The following is a 19,391-nucleotide window of genomic DNA, read 5'->3' on the forward strand; positions in this document are numbered from 1 at the left end:
GAAGTGAAATTAAAAAACAGGTTATTATTAGCAATGGTACTTTTGATTTCGGCAATAGTTTTTGTTGGATGTTCAAATGATGATGAGACTTCCTCAACGGAAGAAACACCAGATAACTTTAATGAATCTGGTTATCCGATTGTTGATGAATCTATCACGTTGGAATTGATGGGTAAAAGCTCACCAATTCAACCGGAATGGGGAGAGATGGGCTTCTACCAAGAGATGGAAGAAAAGACAAATATTCAATTTGATTTCAGAACAGCTGCTGCAGATGATTTTACACAAAATAAACAACTTGCTTTTGCTAGTCTAGACTTACCTGATTTATTTTATGGTGCGGAATTAACAGCAAGTGAAGAATCAGACTATGGTTCACAAGGTCTACTTATTCCATTAGAAGATCTAATTGATAAATATGCACCAAACTTCAAAAAAATAATGGAAGAAAATCCAAATCTTGAGGCTTCTATTACAACACCTGATGGACATATTTATGCACTACCAGGAATTGATAAATCCATTACTTCAAAAACACCTATTATGTGGATGAATGGACCATGGCTAGAAGAATTAGGTGTGGACAAGCCAGAAACGATGGATGAATTTTATGAGATATTGAAGAGATTTAAAGAGGAAGACCCTGGTAATGTAGGAGAGGTTATTCCATTAACAGCAAACTCTCCAGCTGACTTACGAGTTGGTTTATTACCAAACTTCGGTATTGTTCAAGATGATGGTATCTATGAAGAAGATGGAGTAGTAAAATATGCTTGGGTTCAAGACGAATACAAGGAATATTTGAAGTTTCTTAACCGCTTATATGAAGAGCAGTTATTAGATAACGAAATGTTTTCTCATACATGGGAGCAGTTTGTAGCAAAAGGTAACCGTACTGGAATATTCTCAACTTGGCCAATTGTTCAAGTAGGTTTTGAAGATCCAGCCGAAGCTTTAAACTACCCTGTATTACCTCCTATGACAAGTGTGACTAACGATGAAAAACTAGCTATTCTAATGAGCGAAATTAGAAGAGGTAGAGCAGCGATTACGAAAGAAAATGAACATCCTGAAGCTACGATGCGTTGGATTGACCACGCATACTCGGAAGAAGGTACGATCCTTTCTCGTTTAGGAATTGAAGGCGAGACTTATGAGTGGAATGAAGATGATCAATGGGTTTTACTTGCTGAAGAAGGACTTAGTACAACGGAAACAAATGCTAAACATGCACCAGGTGTTGGTACAAACGTGCCTATGAACTTAACAGAAGAATTCTTCGAAAAAGAAGGTGGAAACCCAACTATTCTTGAAATTTATAAATGGGTTTCAGAAGAATTAGTTCCATATGCAAAATCACCATATCCACAAGTTTACTTTACGGAAGAAGAGCAAAATGAAATCAATATAAATAAACCAGATATCGACAGTTACTTCGAACAAATGGAAGCTAAATTTATCACAGGTGCAGAAGATATTGACGCAAAATGGGATGAGTATGTTAGTACGTTAGAAAAACAAGGTATTGACAAATTAGTTGAAGTACATCAATCCGCGTATGATCGTTGGGCTGAATCACAATAATAATTTGAACATATACTTGAACAGCCTGGTTTATCCAGGCTGTCTTCCTAAAAGACTTAATCAACTAGAATGATAAAGAGGCGATAAAAATGGGATTTGAAGGAATTGTTTGGAAGCTATATGATCTATCAAATTGGATAATGAAAATGATTCTTTTAAATATATTATGGATTGTTTTTTCCATAATTGGATTAGTCATTTTCGGTTTTTTTCCAGCAACCGCTGCCATGTTCGCAGTTACACGTAAATGGGTACTAGGTGAAACAGATATTCCTGTATATAAAACATTTGTGAAGACTTATAAATCAAGTTTTACACAAATGAATTTGATTGGAGGTATATTGTCAATCCTTGGGCTTTTTCTGTATATCGATTTACGTTTCTTCCAAACAACAGAATATATTCTACTATCCTTTTTATCATTCTTTATCATTTTTGCTATGTTTATATACTTTGCTGTTGTGTTATACATTTTTCCAATGTATGTTCATTTTGAATGTAAGACGTTGGAATATCTGAAACGATCAATAATTATTGTGCTTGGAAAACCAATCCATACAATCATGATGATTGTTGGGAGTTATCTCGTATATGTAGTCATAAGTATGATCCCAGTTTTAGTGGTATTCATTAGTGGCAGTTTATTAAGCCTAGTTTTAATGTGGATAGCTATGAAATCTTTTCCAAGATATGAAATTAAAGTAGGTGAAATCGAATGAGACTAGGATTAGATGTATTCTTGCAAAAAGAATTTGCTTCATTTAAAGGTAAGCGAATTGGTTTAGTGACAAATATGACAGGAGTTAATGAAAAACTAATCCCTTCAATAGATTTATTTTACAAACACCCCGATATCCAATTAACAGCGTTATATGCTCCTGAGCATGGTATTCGAGGGGATGCAAAAGAAGGAGAAAAAGTTGAATCAACTATTGATCCCTATACTAGTTTACCTGTTTACAGTTTATATGGTGCTAGTAGAAAACCAAGCAGGGAAATGTTGGAACAAGTTGATGTTGTTGTCTTCGACCTACAAGATATAGGATCTCGGTATTATACCTTTATTTACACGATGGCATATGTAATGGAGGCTTGTGCAGAAAATCATAAACATTTTGTTGTGTTAGATCGGCCAAATCCTATATCAGGAGATAAAATGGAAGGTAATCTTGTAGAAGAAGATGTTCGGTCTTTTGTTGGTTTGTTGCCTATACCAAATAGGCATGCTATGACCGTGGCAGAGCTCGCCTTATTATTCAAACATGAATTTGGTTATCATTGTGAATTAACCGTAGTTCCGATGGAGGGATGGAATCGGAGTAATTATTTTGATGATACAGGTTTGTTTTGGGTACCACCATCTCCAAATACAACAAATATTGATATGAATATATTATATCCAGGAACTTGTTTAGTAGAAGGAACAAATTTATCCGAGGGAAGAGGTACTACTAGACCGTTTGAGTTAGTAGGTGCACCATTTATTGATGGTCAAGATCTCGCGAAATCCTTTAATCAGAAAAATATAACTGGTGTCTTAGCAAGACCAACATCGTTTATTCCTACTTATCAAAAACATAAAGACAAGATATGTGGAGGAATACAATTACATGTGGTAAATCGAGATGAATTAAATTCTTTGGAAGCAGGAATCATTTTATTGGAAACAATTGCTGAGTTATATCCAGAGGATTTTAGCTTTTTAAAAAATGAACATGAAAAATATTTCTTTGATCTTTTGGCTGGGACAAAAGCATTGAGAAATCATATATGGAAGGGTACCTCGCATACATTTTTAGAAAATTGTACGGAGCAGTTAGAATCCTTTCGGAAGAAAAAAGAACCATATCTCTTATACAAATAGGATGGATAATAGATGAATAAATTATCAACTTTGACAACTGAAATGAGAAATAAAAATTCTACTAACATAGATAACATGTCAACATTAGCTATATTAGAAACAATCAATAAAGAAGATATGACTGTTGCCAAAAGTGTACAGCAGGTATTACCAGAAATTGAAACAACGGTTAATACCGTATACAACTCGTTGAAAAATGGTGGTAAGTTGTTTTATGTAGGTGCAGGCACTAGTGGCCGTATTGGCATATTAGATGCTGTTGAATGCCCACCTACATTTAGCACGCCATCGAATTTAGTTCAAGCAGTAATGGCTGGTGGAACGAAGGCTATAGAAAACGCTGTAGAAGGTGCAGAAGATAGTGAAGAATTAGGTGCTAAAGACTTGCAAGTTAGAAACCTAACAGAACTAGATGTGGTTATTGGTATTGCAGCAAGTGGAAGAACACCATATGTTTCAGGTGCATTAAAGTATGCTAATAAAATTGGTGCAAGTACGGTTAGTCTATCAAGTAATAAAGATTCCGTAATTAGCCAACATGCGGATGTTAATATTGAAGTACTAACTGGTCCGGAGGTACTAACAGGTTCAACACGTATGAAAGCTGCTACTGCTCATAAAATGATCTTAAATATGATTACAACAACTTCGATGATTAAAATAGGTAAAGTATATGAAAATTTAATGGTAGACTTAAAGGTTAGTAATCATAAATTAAGAGAACGAGCTAAAAATATTGTATCAACCATCACCAAGGTTTCGTATGAACAAGCGGAACAAGTCCTAGAGATGACTAAATACGAAGTAAAACCTGCAATAGTGATTATCAAGACAGGTGTTACACTTCAGGAAGCAGAAAGATATATCGATCAAGCTAATGGATTCGTTCGACAAGCTATCGAAATAGCAACCAAGGGAAAGGGAGGAGATGAATCATGATGACATTTAGACATTATCAATCTGGAGATGAGATACAAATTGTTGACTTATGGAATAAATCGTTATGGAAAGACCCTATAACATCGAAACGTTTTCGGAATTTAGTGTTATTGGATGCAAACTTTGATCCAGAAGGCTTACGTGTGGCATTTGATGGCGAAAAATTAATCGGATGTGTATATGCAGTTCGAAGATTATTGCCAATGTTTCAAACCGATTTAGAACCGGATAATGGCTGGATACCATTCTTTTTTGTAGACGAGAATCATCGTGAATCAAATGTTGGAGCTCAACTTATGAAGGATGCAACGGAATTTCTTAAAGAAAATGGGAGAAAGCATGTGTTCTTTTCATCATATGCACCGAATTATATTATGCCTGGTATTGATGAAGAAGCATATCCAGAAGCGTATCGGTTTCTATTAAACCAAGGTTTTGCTAAACTATATTCACCTATAGCAATGGATCGAAATTTAGTTGATTTCAAACTTTCGGATGAAATAAAAGAACTGGTAGAGCAAAGAGAAGCGGAAGGATATACATTTTCATTAGCTGAAGATAAGGATCTATATGAGGTAATTCAGTTTGCTAACATTAAGTTTAACCCAGATTGGGGTAGAGCTATTAGAGAAGGAGTACTTCAAGGATTACCGATGGAACGTATTCTAGTTGCTAGACAGGAAAGCAAAGTGGTTGGTTTCTGTATCTTTGGTGGATATGAAGGTGTCCCAGATCGATTTGGGCCATTTGGAGTTGACCCAGAACAACAAGGTAAAAAGTTAGGGAAAATATTGTTAAACCTATGCTTACAACAAATGAAGGCGGAGAGTTTACACGGAGCTTGGTTCCTATGGACTGGTGAAAAAACTGCTGCTGGTTATTTATATAAAAAAACAGGGTTTGAGATCACCCGAACTTTCCATGTTATGAAAAAGGATATTTAATATAGAAATGAGCTGATAACATGTCAACAACTGGTGGAATTGTAATACTTACCGAAATGCTACCATTTCTTCCTCCTTCTGAGAAAAAAATTGCCTCCTATATTATTGAGAATCCACAGGAGTCAATCTCACTTACAGCTAATGAGTTAGGAAGAAGGAGCTCCACTAGTGGAGCCGCAGTAATTAGGCTGTGTAAATCTTTGAATTTAAAGGGGTTTCAAGATCTAAAGTTACGCATAGCCGGTGATCTCCAAAAATCAAATGATGCGGGGTTCCGGGATATTGAACCAAATGAACCTTTACTATCTGTTATTGATAAAATGACCAATAACAGTATCCAAACTATCCGTGAAACGGCTGAACTATTAAATGTAGATGAACTGGAGAAAGCTGTCGAAGTGGTGAAAAACGCAAGAAGCATTCATTTTATTGGTGTAGGAGCTTCCAGTATCATTGCACAGGATGCCCAGCAAAAATTTCTTCGGATTAATAAATCGGCATATGCATTTACGGATATGCACATGGCAGCAACACAAGTTGCTAATTCAGAAGCTGAAGATGTTGTTGTAGGAATATCTTTTTCTGGTGAAACGGTTGAAGTTGCTAAGGTACTAGAGTTAGCACGAAAGCATCAGGCGACTACGATAAGTTTAACAAAGTACGGAAATTCGGTCGTAACGGATCAAGCAGATATTAAATTATATACTTCTGCAACGAAAGAACCTACGTTTAGAAGTGGTGCAACCTCTTCTCGAATTGCTCAGCTTCAAGTAATTGATATTCTATTTATGTGTGTAGCTTCCTTACAATATGATGAAACGGTTATGCATCTGAATGCTACTAGAGAAGCTGTAGAGTTTTTATCTAACAGTGGAAAGAAAATATATAAGTGACGGAACAGCTAACTCTGAAATGAGTTGGCTTCTTTCATCTCTAAGGAGGTTTATGTGATGTATGTTCTAGGAATTGATGGCGGTGGAACAAAAACAAAGGGAGTAATTTCTAATTCAAAAGGAGAAATATTGGCTGAAGCTACAGTTGGTGCAACCAATCCGAATAGTGTTGCTAAACCAGATCTTGAGTTAGAGTTAGCAAAATTAATTGAAACATTATATTTACATAATAGAGAATTGTTTCCACAAATAAAGCGAGTATTTGCTGGTATGTCTGGAGTAGACCATATTACGGCTAGAAAAGGAATGGAACAAGTAATTAGCAAAGTACTCCCTAACTCCATTCCGGTTACGGTTCATAATGATGCTATTACGGCGTTATATTCAGGAACTTTTGGAAAACCTGGAATCGTTCAAATTGGTGGGACTGGCTCAATTACATTTGGTCTAAATAAGGATGGTAACCTGGAACGAGTAGGGGGATGGGGTTACTTATTAGGCGAAAAAGGAAGTGGCTATGCGCTTGGTAGTCAGGGGTTAGAAGCTGCTTTTTCAGCATACGATGGCCTTGGTTCTAGAACGGAGTTAACAAGATTATTTCAAGATCATTTTAATGTGGAAAAACTCCCGGATATAATCCATTCAATTTATCAAGCTAAAAATCAAAAGGAAAGGATTGCTTCACTAAGCAAGTTAGTTGTAGAAGCAGCAGATACAGGGGATTCCGTATCGCAGAAGATTATTGAGAACAATGCATCTTATATTGGGAAAGCAATTGTATGTTTGATAAATAGATTGTTTTCTAGTATGGAGGAAGTAGTACCTGTCGTTTTAACTGGCGGTTTGTTTAATCGATTGGATTTATTTCAGGGTGGTATGGAGCAGGAATTTCAACTACATGGTCGGAAGGTGAAGTTAATTAAACCTAAAATAGAACCTGTAGGTGGAGCAGTAGTTGCAGCCTTACTAGAAGAAAATATGGCTATAAATGAAGAATTTATGAGAAGTAAGTAATATTACTGTAAAGGAGACGCATAGTAATTAACTATCCGTCTCCTTGATTATTTGTAAGGCAATTTTTTATATCGACTCTTCACTCTTTACGGGTCTGGGACTGTTTTGCTGTCCCGAAAGAGTCTTTGTGAAATTCTTCTGTTAGTAATATGCTTGCAACCTTTACTGCGTTAATTGTTGCTTGGGAGCGAATATTTCAATTTAAGAACGAATCGCTGCTGGTAAAGAAAAGTGGATTCAGCTTCCGAGGAAGCTGAATCGTTGCCCGCGAAAAGCGACTACACATAGCGGAAATCACGTTGCTGTATTGTCACAGTATAAAAATTAATACTCCCATTAGTTAAGGGTTCACTTTATTTAATCACGTGTCTATATCGTACAAATGCAATTATTAATCCAGCACCTACCAACATGAGACCAATTAGTAATGTGTTATACATAGGGCTGGCAGTGTTAGGCAATTCTTTTCCAGATTCTTTTTCCTTATTTTTATCACTATTTTTGTTAGTATCAATAGTGTTATTATTTTCATCTTTGGAGTCATCATCGGAATTAGAGTTTTTACCATTTGAATTATCATCAGAATCATCATTTTCGGAATCATCATTATTACCATCATTTGGTGTTTTATCTTCATCCGTTCCTTCATCTGTATCAGGTTCATCCGGATCTTCATCAGATCGATCAATTGGATCTTTCAGAACAGTGTATAGAGAATCCAGTAGAGCGATACCATTATCTTGGCTAATTTCCCATATCATTGCTCCGCCAAGATCTTTTTCACGAATGTATGCAGCTTTAATTGCCATAGACTCTTCATCATCATAAGAGATGAAGATGGATTCTTCTTCATGGAATAAATATGGTACTTGTGTTCCTTCATCCCAATAACGAACATAACCGTTACTTAAGTAATCATCTCTAATAATTCTGTTAAAAGTGACAGAGCCACTTCCAGCGAATTCTTGGCGTAATCCGTTATTTTCATTGGATAACACATTGTATGTGTACCCATAGAAAGGGACACCCATAACAACTTTTTCTGCTGGCACACCAGCATTCAAATATGCATCAACAGCTTTATCTACACTCCAAGTTTTACCGTCATCATCATAAAGTGGAGCATTGAAATCAGCTAAGCTTTCCCATGTTCCGTGAATGTCATACGTCATAATTTGAACATAATCAAGATATTCTTGGGATAAACCTAATTGCGTATTTTCTACAAATCCAGTATTTGCAGCACCGGCAATGGAAAGGGTATAATGAACGCCGTCTTTTTCACCCTGTTCATCTAATTTCTCGCGTAACGTTTCTAATAGCAGTGGGTAATTGTCTCGGTCATCTGGATTTGGATATGTTCCTGGTCCGCCACCGGTAACAGGATATTCCCAATCTAAATCTACACCGTCAAATCCATGTTCGATTATAAATTCAACAACACTGTCAGCAAATATTTCTCTGGATTCCTCCGTGGCAGCTGCTTCCGAAAAGTTTGCCGAACCGCCCCATCCACCGATTGCGATTGTCGTTTTTAAGTGAGGGTATTTTTCTTTTAATTTTCCTAACTCTACAAAATTAATTGGATCATGAACAGGATCACTCATTTTTATCTTTAAGTCATCCCCGATTAGTCCAAATGCATAGTTTACATGTGTTAGACGTGATGCATCTAAATCACGCATAATATCAAATCCACTAAGTGTAGCCCAACCAGCCAAATAGGCAATGATATAATTCGATGGAGGTGTATCTGCTGGCTCCCAGGTTGGAGGGACATATCCTTCTATCTCATTGTCTACTAAAAACACACTCGTTACAGTTGTAGATTGCCCATTTTGATCGGAAGCGACGGCTTTGATAATAACGTTGCCCTCAGGAGCACTTGTCGTATTCCAAGAAATGGAGTACGTGTCACCGTCTTTTGTTGTACTTGGGAACTTCCAATAATCTAATTCTGGAGCCTCATAAGTTTTAACAAAAAAATCTACATTGTCTACTGAGTCATCTTCAACAGAAACGGATAAATCAATAGATCCTGAATACCCCTCACTTCCAGGTGTAACCCCATTCGGCTCGGGTGCTTGTATTTCACTAATGAATGGCAATGAATCGACACCACCACTCTCTCCATGGGTAAGTACCTTAATTGTGTTGTCATCTATGGACAGATTATTGTAGATATCCTTTGCCTTCACTCTAAATTCATAAGTATTATCAGAAGTAAGTCCATCAATTACATAGGAAGTATCTGTCGTTTCAGCTATTTTTTCCCCATCTTGATATAGTTCATAGTTAAATAGTTTTGAAGAGGTTGATGAATTCCATGCCAATTCGACACTATTACTCGTTCTCGTACTCACTATTAAATCCTTAGGTGAGTCTGGTGCATTTGACTCTGCGTAGTTATCAACATGTATATTTCTAGTAATCGTTTCTAGCTCCCCTGAAGAATACGTTATATCCATTTTCAACGTATACTCACCGTCTGGAACCCAAGGATCTCCAGTCGGCCAGCTCCATGAATAAGGTTCGCCTGTGATCGGTGTATAAGGATAGTATAATTCCTCTGCTTCATTTAATGCCTTTGCAGAAAATACAATATTATCTATTGCTTTTCCTGGAGTTGGTACAGCAGTAATTACAGGGCTACCAGTTACTGTATTACCACCTTCCTCTGTGGTTGTAACTTCAATGTATGATTCAGAATCATTTTCTTCCGCTTTCGTTTGAGCGGATTCAGACAAAAAGAAAATACTACTAAAAAATAATACAGCTACGATAATCTTGTGCAAATGTCTTTTCAAATTATTCTCTCCCTTTTCGAGTAATTAAAAGAATTGGACTTAATACGTTGGATTCTATGAGGAAAACTAATAACTGTTATGTACTAACAAGTAAGTAAGCGCATACATTTTATCTATTAAAACCACCACCCTTTGCTTCCACTTCTAAAATTACAAAAGTATAAGTAGATTTATAGTTTAGAAGTAGAAATATTCACAAAACTAGTCTATCATCAATGAATTTATATTTCAATATAATTATCATAATTTTAAATTATTATTTCGAAATTTTTTATCGATAATTGTGTAAATTATTGAAATTGTATTTTACAATGTAGTTGATTTACGATAAAGTAACTATAAATAGTAATTAAAGGAGTAAATCTATGAAATTTATAGAATGGAATTTTGATAGAATAGAAGACTTAGTAAACCTGTGGAATAAAGAGATAGGAAAAGATTTTCCCCTTCGTAAGGAATTGTTCAAGCAAAACAGTTTCAATGATGTAAATGTCTTCCACGATGGTTCACTAATTGCAATTGATCATGAAAATAATGTGAGCGGTTTCATTGTGACGAAGAAATGGCAGGATAACATAGAGGTTGGAATCAGTAAGGAAACGGGTTGGATTCAAGTATTACTTGTAGATCAAAAATATCGGAATCAAGGTATTGGAAAGAGGTTGTTACAGCATGCAGAGTCTAAATTAATGGAAAGTGGAATTGAACGTATATGGTTAGGGAAGGATACGTGGCATTACTTCCCCGGAATTCCCATACAGTATAAGGAAACTGCTACGTGGTTTGAAAAGCAAGGGTATAACATATGTGGGGAAGAATTTGATTTGGATTGTCATTATGAAATGGAAAAATCACTTTCAATCCCAACTAAAAATGATGTGATAGTCTCTTTATTAGATGAAGATGAAAAGGAGGAATTCTTAGACTTTATGCATCGTTGTTTTCCAGGTAGATGGGAATATGAAGCTATTCAGTACTTTCAATTGGGAGGGAATGGCCGTGAATTTGTCGTCCTGAAAAAGAATGAACGAATTATTGGTTTTTGTAGGATAAATGATTCGAATTCTCCTGTTATCGCACAAAATGTTTACTGGGATCCTTTATATGATGGTGAACTTGGGGGTATCGGTCCATTAGGTATAGATGCAAAGGAGCGTAAGTATGGATATGGTATTTTTATTGTCGAATCAGCAATTGCTTACCTAAGGAAACGAAATATTAATTCGATACTTATTGATTGGACAGGTTTAATAGCGTTTTATAACAAACTTGGATATGAAGTCTGTAAAAGCTATTACTCATATCAAAAAAATCTAGTTAAAGGGTGTAATACATGAGAGAAAAAGTACTTGATTTTTTGAAAAAAGAAATTGAATTAAAGCATATCCCTGGGGCTGTGTTGAGTGTTTCTCATAAAGGGGATGTTATATTACAAGAGGCACTTGGGAATCGGGTAGTTCTTCCCGAAAAGGCTCCGATGCAAATGGATACAGTCTTTGATCTTGCTTCTTTGACCAAGGTAGTTGCCACATTACCAGCGATGTTAAAGCTGATTGATGAAGGTGAAATTAGGCTGGATGATACAGTTGGTCATTTCTTACCCGACTTTGCGAAGGTTGGAAAAGAAGAAATTACCTTAAAACAGTTGCTAACACATACTTCTGGGCTACCCGCACACAAGCAATATTACGCGGATAACTTATCTACGACTGCAATTTTTAATAGAATATATGAGCAGCCCCTTGAATATGCTAGCGGAAGCAAAGTAGTTTACAGTGATCTTGGTTTGATTACTTTGTTTAATGTCATACAGCAAGTAACCCAACAACCATTTTCTGACTTTGTTCGGGATCAATTTTATAAACCGCTAGAAATGACCAATACAATGTTTAATCCTTCTTTTGAAAGAGATAGATATGCTGCAACAGAGTACAGTAAGAGTTTGAACGAATACAAGAGTGGGATTGTACATGATGACAATACGGAATCAATGGGAGGAATAAGTGGTCATGCTGGCTTATTTTCCACTATATACGATTTGCAAAAATTCGCATCAATGATAGAAAATAACGGTGTTTATAAGGGGAAACAGCTTTTGTCGGAAACATCGCTAAATTTATCTAGAAAAAATTTCACACCATTTTCTACTGAGCACAGAGGGCTAGGTTGGATTTTGCAAAGCCCAGAAAAGTCCTCTTGTGGAGATTTATTTTCGGAAAATTCATATGGCCATACAGGTTTTACTGGTACTAGTATTTGGTTCGATCCAACAGTGGAATTACATGTAATACTATTAACAAACCGTGTTCATTTTGGTCGACAACCACATATTTTACGGCTGAGACCCAGATTGCATAATATTATTCGATCTTATTTTTAGGTTCTTTTTGTATGGATTGTTGTTATTTTTATTTCAAAATGCGAAGTAACTTAGTGTGAAAAACGTGGTGAAACTTGATTTACTGCACCAAACCTCGCTCTAGAAATACACTTCGCTTTCACTTCCAGCACAAGTGCGACATCTGTTCAAGCTCCTTTAGGTCGCTTTTACAGTGTCTACTTTGCCGCGGGCGGCTGGTGAGCCTCCTCGAACTCCGTTCTGCGGGGTCTCACCGATGCCTTTCCTCCCGCCGGAGTCTACGTGTATTTCTTCCGCTAGAATAGTGCATGGAGACTTCATAATATGTATTCCCTTAAAAAATAACTTTCTGTACCATTGGGAAGAGATCCACTAAGTTTTGAAATCATTGGCTAACACCATTCCATAACTAGACAATCACCACTAGCGAAGTATTCTGCTGAAGCGGGGTTTGTAGCACTCTCGATTCAATAAGATTAAGGGAGAACAACGTTTCAAAGTTACTGCACATTTTACTTCAACTTCGAATAATAATCATTACTTGGAAAAAGCAATACTCTTTAAGAAAACAGCCTATTTTTAATATAGTTTTAAATGAGAAAGGATTTTGTACATGAGTCGACACGAAGAAAGTCATTATATAGTGGGGCTAATGTCGGGAACTTCATTGGATGGAATAGACGTTTCAGTGATTGAAATAAAAGAACAAGAACCATCTATAGATATTAAACCAATCCACTTTAAAACATACTCATATACCGAAAATGTAAAAGAAATGATTCTTGCCTTATGTGACCCGATACATGCTAGGATAGAAGAAATTTCGGCTATGAATATGTATTTAGGGGAGTTATTCGCAGAGGCTGCAAGGAGTGCTATACAGGAAGCAGGGTTGGAGGAAAGTGATATTCTACTAATAAGTTCTCATGGACAAACGATATTCCATCAACCAGAACCAATTACGATCGATGGAAATCAAGTAACTTCTACATTTCAGATAGGAGATATTGGAGTTATTGCTGAACGCACAGGAATCAAGACTGTCGGTGATTTTCGAACAAGGGATATGGCTGCTGGTGGTCAGGGTGCACCCTTAGTTCCATATGTCGATTACATGTTTTTTAGAAAGAAAGAGTATGGGAGTGCTTTATTAAACATTGGTGGCATTTCTAATATGACTATACTTCCTAGAAACTGTAGTGAGTCAGAAGCGATTGCTTATGATACGGGACCTGGAAATATGATCATCGATGCCTTTACTGGTTGGGCAACAGGAGGAAAGCAAAGCTTTGATAAAGACGGTGAATTGGCTGCTAAAGGAAAGGTTCATGAACGTTGGCTGTCAGAACTTCTTGATCATTCTTATTTCCACATGCCCGCTCCTAAAAGTACAGGGAGGGAATCGTTTGGTATAGAATTCGCAAAAAAGGCATGGCTTCAAGCGGAAGAATACCAGATTAATAATGTAGATCGCATTGCAACGGTAACTGCCTTGACTGCAAAAACGATTGCCTTGGAAATAAGCAAGTTTACTAGTTCAGCTCATTTACAGGAGGTTCTAGTTAGTGGAGGTGGTAGATTCAATAATACGTTGATGTATCTAATAGCTACCTATTTACCAAGCCAACTAATAATAAAGGGAACAGATGAGTATGGTATGCCTGCCGAAGCAAAAGAAGCTATCTCCTTTGCTATATTAGGTTATCAATGCTATAAACAACGAACGAACAATCTACCTTCCGCAACAGGTGCTCAAAAAAATGTCGTCATGGGAAAGATCGCCTGGTAGTGGAATGAGTCAGACTGGGACGGAGGGACTGACCCCCCCGTCCCTCTTTTTGTTTTTTTAAACATTAATTTGGGGGAGCTTACATATATTTGATTACGAGAGTACGGAAGTGTGGTTGTGAAAGCGTTATCAATATGATGGAGGGGGTTATTTAAAATGAGTGGTCGTTTTCTGAAGCTTGGTTTTGTACTGGCTTTGGTATTTATGTTGTTTTTAATTGGATGTTCTTCAGACAATGAATCCGAGGGAGAAAAGGAAGATCCAGAAACAACAGAACCAGAAACAAATGAAGAAGAACCTGATGAAACAGAGGATTCTGACGAGGCTGTATCAGATGAATCAGCGGAACTTACCGTATGGATTATGGAGACAGGATCTCCGGAAGAAGCAGAAGCTTACTTTGATGGGGTGACGGAACAGTTTAATGAGACGTATCCGAATGTCGAGGTAAATGTTCAGTTCATTCCATGGCTATCTGCCCACCAAAATTTGATTACTGCCATGGCTAGTGGTAATGCTCCGGACATCTCAGAATTAGGTACTACGTGGAATCCAGAATTTGCAGCAATGGGAGCATTGATGAATTTAGATGATGTTGTTGCCGAATGGGGCATGGGTGATGGTTGGGTACCAGCTTTAGAAGAGGTTGGTACATATGACAATAGCTTATATGGTGTCCCATGGTATGCAGGTTTAAGACAACTAGTTTATAATAAAGAAATTTTGGACGAAGCAGGAGTAGAGGTACCTACCACATATGACGAGTTGCTTACAGCTGGGGAAGCAATTATTAATAACACTGATGCATTCGCATACCCTGCGATTGGTATTAATCAGCATGCTGTATTACCAACGATTTGGCATTTTGGTGGAGAGCTTGCTGTCCAAGAAGAAAATGACGATGGTGACATGCAGTGGGTTTCTAAAGTGAATGAACCAGAAGCGGTTGAAGCGATCGAGCATTATACAAATATGTACAAAAATGGCTTCGTTCCAGAAGGTGCATTAAACTGGTCCGTGCTAGATACACGTCAAGCATTTGCCCAAGAGGATTTAGCAATGGCCATTGATGTTGCACCAGGTGTGAATGCAATGATTAATGAGAATCCAGATATCAAGGATAAGATTGGTATTGCTCCATTACCAATGAAAGATAATAATGCTAGTTTTGTTGGAGGCTCTAATTTAGCAATCTTTGAACAATCTCCAAATAAGGAATTGGCTGCTGAATATTTGAAACTAATGGTTTCAGAAGAAAATATTAGTGAATGGGCTCAATTTACTGGTTTCTTCCCAGGTACATTAGAAGGATTGGATAATCCAATATTTACGGAAGATCCACTACTAGCCGTCTTTGCAGAGGCAATGATAGATGGAAGATCTTATCCAGCAAGTCCATCCTGGGGTCGATTTGAAGGAGAAAATTTATTCGTATCACCAATCCAAGAAATTATGACTGGTGATAAAACTGTTCAAGAAGCTTTAGATGAGATAGCAGAAACGATGAATAAAATTTTTGCTACGGAATAAAGAATGTTCAATAGCTTATGGGGAGCCGATGTTAGCTAGCGCAGCATCGGCTTATTCATAGGTAGATTGGGGTTGAGAATATGAAATCAAAATGGCTTCCTTGGCTACTACTTTTGCCTGCTATCATTTTAATTATGGGATTAACGATATATCCTTTGCTCTATACTTTCTTTTTATCCTTCCAGCATTATGATATGTATTCCATTATTACCGGGGAAGCAGAGTGGGCAGGGTTTAGCAATTATCGTGAAACGTTATCAGATCCTTTCTTTTGGACAGTGACAAGAAATACAGTACTGTTTGGGCTGTCCTGTGTGGGAGGTACGTTACTAGTTGGGTTATCTGTTGCTTTACTTTTAAATACGAGATTTAAAGGTAGTAAAATCCTAGGTGTTGTGATCCTGATACCATGGGTGTTTCCGGCAGTAGCTGGGGGGATTGTTTGGAAATGGATGTTTAATGATCAGTATGGTGTTATCAACTACTTCCTAACATCAATCGGGCTGAATACATTCGATGGATATGCCTGGTTTAATACGAGCTTAACAGCGTTTTTTGTTATTTTTCTCATGATTGTGTGGCAGAGCTTTCCTTTTATTGCAGTATCCTTATTAGCAGGGTTCCAGACGATACCTCATACATTGTATGAAGCGGCTGAAATTGACGGGGCAAATGGTTGGCAGAAATTAACGAGAATTACGTTACCGATGTTGAAACCTTTGCTACTCATTCTATTTATTTTATCTACCATCTGGGACTTTAAAATATTTGACCAAATATATGTCATGACAGAGGGTGGACCTGCTAAGAGTACGTTTGTATTAGCGTTGTATTCCTGGAATGAAGCGATCAATGCATTGAATTTTGGAATGGCATCTGCAATAGCTATGTTGATGTTTATATTATTAATGATCTTTATTGTTATCTATGTTTACTTCTTACGTGAAGATAAGGCGGTGAAAGCATGAAAAATAAGACAACAACCCAAAAAGTATTCATCTATGTTTTAGCGGTCATCGTTTTTATCGGGTCGATCTTCCCATTTTGGTGGATGGTTATTAGTTCGTTGAAGCCTTCGGGGGAAATTTTTAGTAAAATACCTACCTTATGGCCACATGAATTTACTTTTGAGCATTATCGAGACATTTTTGTCAGAGCTAATTTTTGGAACTACTTTAAAAATAGTTTAATAGTAGCTGGCACAGTAACGATTGTTGGAACTACAATTGCATCACTTGCTGGATATGCTTTAGGTCGATTCCCTATTAAAGGGAAGGGCATTATTTTGTTAACAATTCTGTTCGTCCAAATGTTTCCATTAGTAGTGTTGATTATTCCTTTATTTATTGTCATGAGTAATCTAGAGTTAACCAATTCATTAATAGGGTTAATGATAACGTATCTAACATTCGCATTACCATTTTGTATATGGATGTTACGAAGTTATTTCAGTTCCATTCCAACAGAAATAGAGGAAGCCGCATTGATTGATGGATGTACACGCATGCAAGCTTTTCGAAAAGTGATCTTCCCGTTAGCATGGCCAGGGATTTCGGCAACGAGTATTTTTGCGTTTATTACAGCTTGGAATGAATTTGTATTTGCCGTTACTTTTATTCAAGATGACAGGTTACGAACGCTACCGCTTGCCTTACAACAATTTTTCAGCCGGTTTACTGCTGATTATGGTGGATTAATGGCCGCATCGACAGTAGCCACCATCCCGGTTTTGTTGTTCTTTATTTTCTTCCAGCGAAGAATGACAGAGGGATTAGTACAGGGTTCTGTGAAGAGCTGATTACTTAAAATTTTTCCACTCCCCAAAATGGTAGCAGAGATAATAGGGAAATCTTCTTAGCGGAGAGATGCTTTCGTCCTATGTTATTCGGAATATAAAATGCCACTTTTGTCACTTATATCCATTCCAAAATAAAAGTAGAATGATAGTAACTAGAATAGTAGTAATCCACATAATGCACTTTATATCCACATTCTTAGGCGATGTTTTTCTCGCTACCTCCTACTTTGATGCATCACAACTTTATCTGTGAAGCGAGTTAATCATATATTTTTTGAAAAAGGTAGGTGACAACGAAAGTAGTAGATTTACAAAACCTAGGGGAGGAATGGAAATGGTAAAAAAATTGCTTATGGTTGTTGCTATGTTCGCTTTGGTAATGACTTCTCTACATGTAGACAGCTACCAAGTTGCAGCGGAAGAAAATGGGGAGGACGGATTTATTCGAGCATTTTGGGTACAAGCCTTCGAACCGGGGGTGAAGACTCCAGAGGAAATTGATCAATTAGTACGTGATGTAAAGGCTGCTAATATGAATACGATTGTTGCACAGGTTAGTAGGCGTCATGATGCATATTACCACAGTGATGTATTACCTTTTACGCAGGATCCGGCCGTGCCAGAAGGTTTTGATCCACTCGGTTATTTAGTAGAAAAAGCTAAAGAAAATGGGATTGAAGTTCACGCTTGGGTAATCGTAGGACCAATGTGGCATAGCATTTATGGTGGGGAACCAGAGGATCCGAATCATATTTGGAATACTAATGGCCCAGATGCACCAGAAGAAGAAACTTGGGTTACACAGGATTATAATGGTACTGTCCCTTATTGGCAGCCATATCTTGATTTAGGACATCCAGATGCGAGAGATCATGTGGTCAATATGGTTACAGATATTGTGAAAAATTATGATGTCGATGGCGTGCATCTTGACTATATTCGTTATCCGGAAGATGGAAAAGGGTATAATCCAACTTCATTAGCCAGGTTTCAAGCAGAAACAGGTAGAGACGATCGACCACTTCCATCTGATGAAGAATGGATTGCCTGGAAAGTAAATCAAGTCGATACGTTAATTCAACGTATTTATGCCGCGTTAATGGCTGCAGATCCTGCTGCGGAACTATCTGCTGCTGTATTGTCTTGGGGATTTGATGACCCGAGAAACACAGATTGGTGGGATATGGATCCGGTGCAACGTGCCCATCAAAACTGGAAAAAGTGGGTGCAGGAAGGCTATCTAGACTATGCATATGTCATGAACTATGATAGTGATGCAGATCCAGCTCGTGAGGAACGATTTAATCAATGGATTGAATGGCAAAAGGACTTACCGAGAAATAGAGGAATTGTGATCGGCCCCGCGCTATACTTGAATAGTGTTGCGGATAGTATCAATCAAATAAAACGATCGTTAGCACCATCTCCGGCTGGAAATACAGTTGAAGGTATTAGTCCATATGTGTATAACGTATGGAGTAATGATGGACTACCTCAAGAAGAGCTTATTCGCTCATTATATGAACCAACGGAGCATAATAATGGGGAAGCTCCATTTACCGAGCCAGTACCTACTCCAGTAGCAGAATGGAGAACAAGTGCAACTGGACATGTACTTGGAACAGTTGCCGATCAGCAATCTAATCAGGAAGTTACCATTCGCAGAGGGAAAAATGGGCAAGTGATTGGTACGACCGTTACGGATGCAACCGGTCATTTTGTGTTTACGGACTTACAACCTGGAAATTACTTTGTTGAAGTAGATGGAAACGATGATGCACAAAAAGTTAAAGTGAATATTCAAGAAGTAACAAGAACAACCATTTCACATGACTAGATTAATAGAATGATTGCTTATAACATGTTAGTC

At 37.3% G+C, this 19,391-nt stretch carries 15 protein-coding genes; 14 read left to right on the top strand and 1 reads right to left on the bottom strand.

Annotated elements, in window-relative coordinates; translation table 11 throughout:
• Positions 1–3: 3 nt before the first annotated feature.
• The 7 genes from ACFSTA_RS14575 (at position 4) to ACFSTA_RS14605 (ending at position 7,238) form a co-directional block, all read left to right on the top strand.
• Entirely contained in the window at positions 4–1,584 is a 1,581-nt protein-coding gene (locus tag ACFSTA_RS14575; protein WP_377557504.1) for an extracellular solute-binding protein, read from the top strand.
• Positions 1,585–1,673: 89 nt separating this feature from the next.
• The gene (locus ACFSTA_RS14580; RefSeq protein ID WP_377557505.1) at positions 1,674–2,303 is read left to right on the top strand and encodes a YesL family protein; all 630 of its coding nucleotides are present in this window, start codon (positions 1,674–1,676) and stop codon (positions 2,301–2,303) included.
• The gene (locus tag ACFSTA_RS14585; RefSeq protein WP_377557506.1) at positions 2,300–3,448 is read left to right on the top strand and encodes an exo-beta-N-acetylmuramidase NamZ family protein; all 1,149 of its coding nucleotides are present in this window, start codon (positions 2,300–2,302) and stop codon (positions 3,446–3,448) included. Before ACFSTA_RS14580 ends, ACFSTA_RS14585 begins: the two co-directional genes overlap by 4 nt.
• Before the next feature lie 12 nt (positions 3,449–3,460).
• The gene (gene murQ, locus ACFSTA_RS14590; RefSeq protein WP_377557507.1) at positions 3,461–4,387 is read left to right on the top strand and encodes an N-acetylmuramic acid 6-phosphate etherase; all 927 of its coding nucleotides are present in this window, start codon (positions 3,461–3,463) and stop codon (positions 4,385–4,387) included.
• The gene (locus ACFSTA_RS14595) at positions 4,384–5,331 is read left to right on the top strand and encodes a GNAT family N-acetyltransferase (protein ID WP_377557508.1); all 948 of its coding nucleotides are present in this window, start codon (positions 4,384–4,386) and stop codon (positions 5,329–5,331) included. The genes murQ and ACFSTA_RS14595 overlap by 4 nt, the downstream gene beginning before the upstream one ends.
• Before the next feature lie 20 nt (positions 5,332–5,351).
• Positions 5,352–6,224 carry a MurR/RpiR family transcriptional regulator gene (locus tag ACFSTA_RS14600; RefSeq protein WP_377557510.1) on the top strand — a complete coding sequence of 291 codons (873 nt, stop codon included), beginning with the start codon at positions 5,352–5,354 and terminating at the stop codon, positions 6,222–6,224.
• A gap of 57 nt (positions 6,225–6,281) precedes the next feature.
• Positions 6,282–7,238 (top strand): N-acetylglucosamine kinase, encoded by a 957-nt coding sequence (locus ACFSTA_RS14605; RefSeq protein ID WP_377557511.1) that lies wholly within the window; start codon positions 6,282–6,284, stop codon positions 7,236–7,238.
• Positions 7,239–7,591: 353 nt separating this feature from the next.
• Here the strand turns inward: ACFSTA_RS14605 and ACFSTA_RS14610 are convergent, their stop codons facing one another.
• On the bottom strand, positions 7,592–10,045 hold the full coding sequence (locus ACFSTA_RS14610; RefSeq protein WP_377557512.1) for a glycosyl hydrolase family 18 protein: 2,454 nt from the start codon (positions 10,043–10,045) through the stop codon (positions 7,592–7,594).
• A gap of 365 nt (positions 10,046–10,410) precedes the next feature.
• Between ACFSTA_RS14610 and ACFSTA_RS14615 the strand changes: the two genes are divergently transcribed.
• From ACFSTA_RS14615 to ACFSTA_RS14645, 7 genes are all read left to right on the top strand, one after another.
• Positions 10,411–11,382 carry a GNAT family N-acetyltransferase gene (locus tag ACFSTA_RS14615; RefSeq protein WP_377557513.1) on the top strand — a complete coding sequence of 324 codons (972 nt, stop codon included), beginning with the start codon at positions 10,411–10,413 and terminating at the stop codon, positions 11,380–11,382.
• Positions 11,379–12,425, top strand: a complete 1,047-nt coding sequence (locus ACFSTA_RS14620) for a serine hydrolase domain-containing protein (RefSeq protein ID WP_377557514.1) — start codon at positions 11,379–11,381, stop codon at positions 12,423–12,425. The genes ACFSTA_RS14615 and ACFSTA_RS14620 overlap by 4 nt, the downstream gene beginning before the upstream one ends.
• Before the next feature lie 592 nt (positions 12,426–13,017).
• Complete coding sequence (locus ACFSTA_RS14625) at positions 13,018–14,193, top strand: anhydro-N-acetylmuramic acid kinase (RefSeq protein WP_377557515.1); 1,176 nt, start codon at positions 13,018–13,020, stop codon at positions 14,191–14,193.
• A gap of 156 nt (positions 14,194–14,349) precedes the next feature.
• Entirely contained in the window at positions 14,350–15,723 is a 1,374-nt protein-coding gene (locus ACFSTA_RS14630; RefSeq protein WP_377557516.1) for a sugar ABC transporter substrate-binding protein, read from the top strand.
• Between the two features lie 80 nt (positions 15,724–15,803).
• Complete coding sequence (locus tag ACFSTA_RS14635) at positions 15,804–16,691, top strand: carbohydrate ABC transporter permease (RefSeq protein WP_377557517.1); 888 nt, start codon at positions 15,804–15,806, stop codon at positions 16,689–16,691.
• The gene (locus tag ACFSTA_RS14640; protein WP_377557518.1) at positions 16,688–17,521 is read left to right on the top strand and encodes a carbohydrate ABC transporter permease; all 834 of its coding nucleotides are present in this window, start codon (positions 16,688–16,690) and stop codon (positions 17,519–17,521) included. Before ACFSTA_RS14635 ends, ACFSTA_RS14640 begins: the two co-directional genes overlap by 4 nt.
• 334 nt (positions 17,522–17,855) lie before the next feature.
• Positions 17,856–19,358, top strand: a complete 1,503-nt coding sequence (locus ACFSTA_RS14645) for a glycoside hydrolase family 10 protein (RefSeq protein ID WP_377557519.1) — start codon at positions 17,856–17,858, stop codon at positions 19,356–19,358.
• Positions 19,359–19,391 lie beyond the last annotated feature (33 nt).

Source organism: Ornithinibacillus salinisoli (assembly GCF_042684965.1).
Lineage (GTDB): Bacteria > Bacillota > Bacilli > Bacillales > Amphibacillaceae > Ornithinibacillus > Ornithinibacillus salinisoli.